The organism is Agromyces humi, assembly GCF_009720255.1.
In the GTDB taxonomy this organism is placed as follows: Bacteria; Actinomycetota; Actinomycetes; order Actinomycetales; family Microbacteriaceae; genus Agromyces; species Agromyces humi.
The window spans coordinates 1-3,063 of record NZ_WJSP02000414.1 but is presented as its reverse complement, the minus strand read 5'-3'; the positions used below and the strand labels follow the sequence as shown (position 1 = coordinate 3,063).

Annotated in this window: 4 protein-coding genes; 2 read left to right on the top strand and 2 right to left on the bottom strand. The window is 68.7% G+C overall.

Translation table 11 applies throughout. The annotated features are described in order from the left end of the window. Positions 1-521: DarT ssDNA thymidine ADP-ribosyltransferase family protein (locus GH736_RS20080; RefSeq protein ID WP_203230877.1), on the top strand; the 521-nt coding region annotated here is incomplete at its 5' end. Here the strand turns inward: GH736_RS20080 and GH736_RS20075 are convergent. Beyond that, positions 460-1,068, bottom strand: coding sequence for a GtrA family protein (locus GH736_RS20075; RefSeq protein ID WP_159606480.1), 609 nt, complete (start codon positions 1,066-1,068; stop codon positions 460-462). The genes GH736_RS20080 and GH736_RS20075 overlap by 62 nt on opposite strands. Further along, positions 1,065-1,655, bottom strand: a complete 591-nt coding sequence (locus GH736_RS20070; protein WP_159606478.1) for a GtrA family protein — start codon at positions 1,653-1,655, stop codon at positions 1,065-1,067. The genes GH736_RS20075 and GH736_RS20070 overlap by 4 nt, the downstream gene beginning before the upstream one ends. Before the next feature lie 137 nt (positions 1,656-1,792). Between GH736_RS20070 and GH736_RS20065 the strand changes: the two genes are divergently transcribed. Continuing rightward, the gene (locus GH736_RS20065) at positions 1,793-2,923 is read left to right on the top strand and encodes a 5-(carboxyamino)imidazole ribonucleotide synthase (RefSeq protein WP_159606477.1); all 1,131 of its coding nucleotides are present in this window, start codon (positions 1,793-1,795) and stop codon (positions 2,921-2,923) included. Positions 2,924-3,063: the final 140 nt, after the last annotated feature.

The following is a 3,063-nucleotide window of genomic DNA, read 5'->3' as shown; positions in this document are numbered from 1 at the left end:
CATCATGGCGATCATCTCGATCGCCCAGGTGCAGCTCCAGCGCGGAAGGAAGGCGAAGCCATGACCGCCCAGACGCTCACACCGACGGCCGCCGCGTCGCCACGACGCATCCGTCGCTCCCGGATCCGCGTCTTGCACCCGGCGCCGTCGAGCGTCAGCCGGCCGACCACGTCATCCTCGTGAGCTCGGTCGCCAGCGCCGTCGGCGCTCGCACCGAGACGGCCGGAACGGTGGTCGTCACCGACGCCGACGCCGCAGCAGGCGGCGTCGCCGCGGCATCCGATTGGCCCGGCGTGCTCCGGATGCTCCAGCGGCTGCATCGCGAGGAGGAGGGGTCGCGCATGCTGTCCGCCGAGTTCCTGGTGCGCGAGTCGCTGCCGCTGGAGCGGGTGCTGCTGATCGCGGTCGGGAACGACCGGGTGCGCGACCGGGTGCGCACGTCGCTCGACGCGGTCGGACTCAGGACTCGGGTCGCGGTGTACCCGCCGTGGTTCCAGCCGACGGCGCCCGCGGAGGAGTGACCTCGGCGGCATCGTTCGTTCCATCGGGCTCCTCGAAGATGGCGCGCTGCGCCTCCTCGACCCGGTCGAGATTCGACAGGCCGTCGCTGCGGTGGTGCCCGTAGACCCAGTAGCGGTAGAGCAGGAACCGGAAGGCCGTGCCGAGCGCCAGGCCGACCACGTTCGTCGAGATGTTGTCGGCGAGCAGGCTGGTGTAGCCGAGCCAGTGGTGCGTGATCCAGAGGCACCCCAGCGAGATGAGCATGCCCCCGACGGAGACGATGGCGTACTCGATGAACTCTCGGACGTAGTTGCGCCTGCGGTGCGCGCGGAAGGTCCAATAGCGGTTGCCGAGCCAGTTGAAGATGATCGCGACGCTCGTCGAGATGGTCTTCGCGCCGATCGCCGACTGCGCCCACTGGTCGTCGCCGAAGACCCCGAGGCGAAGCAGGTTGAAGAGCGTCACGTCGATCACGAGGCCGATGAGCCCCACCACGCCGAACTTCACGACATACGCGAGCAGGCCGTGCCAGAGGCGGGCGAAGGCGCTGCCGACGTTTGAGGTCATGCCAGCGGCGTCGGCCGTTCGCTCGTGACGTCGAGAGACGACGCATCCGACGTCGCAGAGGCGTCATCTTCGAAGATCGACATCGCGGCGGCTTCAGCACGCCGAGACTCGACCGCCTTCAGCCCGTCCTTTCGATGGGCTCCGTACACCCAGTATCGGTACATGATGAATCGGAAGAGCGTCGCGAGGCCCACGCCGATGATGTTTCGACTGATGTTGTCGGCGAGCAGCGAATCGAATCCGAGAACGTAGTGGGAGATCCACACGCATCCGAGATTGATCGCGAGGCCGACGACGGCGACGGCGCCGTACTCGATGAGTTCGAGAAGGTAATTCTTGCGGCGGTGCTCCCGGAACGTCCAGTAGCGATTGCCGATCCAGGCGAACACCGTGGAGATGGTCACTGAAGCAACCGTTGCGCCGAGCGGGGTTTGGAACCACGTATTCGAGCCGACTACGCCGACGCGGAGGAGGTTGAAGACCAGAACGTCGACGATGTAGGCCAGAATGCCGACGATCCCGAACTTGATCGCATAGCGGATCAGTCGGTCGTAAATGAGCTTCGCAAATCTGGAGAGTGTGTTCACTGCATTCAATCGTGTGCCGTCGACATGACGCCTCCTCGGCGCCAGGCATTAGTCTAACGTCGGGTTGTGGGGCTGCCGATCCGGTTACGGGGCGTCGAGTCACGCACAACTGAGTCGAACGAAGGATAGATGCAGCCATGATCGTAGGAGTGATCGGCGGCGGGCAGCTCGCCCGGATGATGATTCCCGCGGCGATCGAGCTCGGGGTGGAGCTCCGGGTCCTCGCCGAGGCCGACGGCATGTCGGCGGCGCTCGCCGCCGACCGGGTGGGCGACTACACCGATGCCGAGACGGTGCTCGCCTTCGCACGTGACGTCGACGTCGTGACGTTCGACCACGAGCACGTGCCGCAGGACGTGCTCCGGCGCCTGGTCGACGCCGGCATCCCCGTGCGCCCCGGGCCCGACGCGCTGCGCTTCGCGCAGGACAAGCTGCTCATGCGCGAGCGCCTCTCCGAGTTGGGCCTCCCGGTCCCCGACTGGGCGCGCGTGCAGACGCCCGACGAGCTCGACGACTTCATCCGCGGCCACGGCGGTTCGGCCGTCGTGAAGACGCCGCGCGGCGGGTACGACGGCAAGGGCGTGCGCGCCGTGCGGTCCGCTGCCGAGGTGGCCGAGTGGTTCACGACCGTCGCCGAGGACGGCCGCGGCGGGGCGCTCCTGGCCGAGGAGCTCGTCGACTTCCGTCGGGAGCTGGCCCAGCTCGTGGCGCGCCGACCGTCGGGTGAGATCGTCGCCTGGCCGGTCGTTGAGACGGTGCAGGTCGGGGGCGTGTGCAGCGAGGTCATCGCGCCGGCGCCGCATTCGGCCGGTCGACTGGCGGATGTCGCCGCGGATGTCGCGATCACGATCGCCGAGGGTCTCGGCGTGACCGGCGTGCTCGCCGTCGAGCTCTTCGAGACGACCGACGACCGGGTGCTCGTGAACGAACTCGCGATGCGACCGCACAACAGCGGCCACTGGTCGATGGACGGCTCCACGACCGGACAGTTCGAGCAGCACCTGCGCGCCGTGCTCGACCTGCCGCTCGGAGGCACCGGCAGCCATGAGGCGTGGTCGGTCATGGTCAACGTGCTCGGCGGACCGGCCGAGGGGTCGCTCGTCGACCGGTACCCCGAGGCGCTCGCGGGCCACCCCACGGTGAAGCTCCACAACTACGGCAAGGCGCCACGCCCTGGTCGCAAGGTCGGCCACGTCACGGCCATCGGCGACGACCTCGACGATGTGGTCTACCAGGCCCGCGCCGCGGCGGCGGTCTTCCAGGACTAGCGCTCCTCCAGCTCCCCGCCGGAAGGCGGCCGGGGCCGGGCGAGGCGGGCCGCCGCCGGTGACGTCAGAGGTCGGCGTGCAGTTGCCAGACCCGCTCGGCCGAGTCCCGCCAGCTGAAGGCGCGCGCGCGGTCGTGCCCG

Excerpts from the sequence above, each read along its gene's own strand:
- GH736_RS20075 (WP_159606480.1), bottom strand. The coding sequence starts at position 1,068 with ATGACCTCAAACGTCGGCAGCGCCTTCGCCCGCCTCTGGCACGGCCTG.
- GH736_RS20065 (WP_159606477.1), top strand. The coding sequence starts at position 1,793 with ATGATCGTAGGAGTGATCGGCGGCGGGCAGCTCGCCCGGATGATGATT.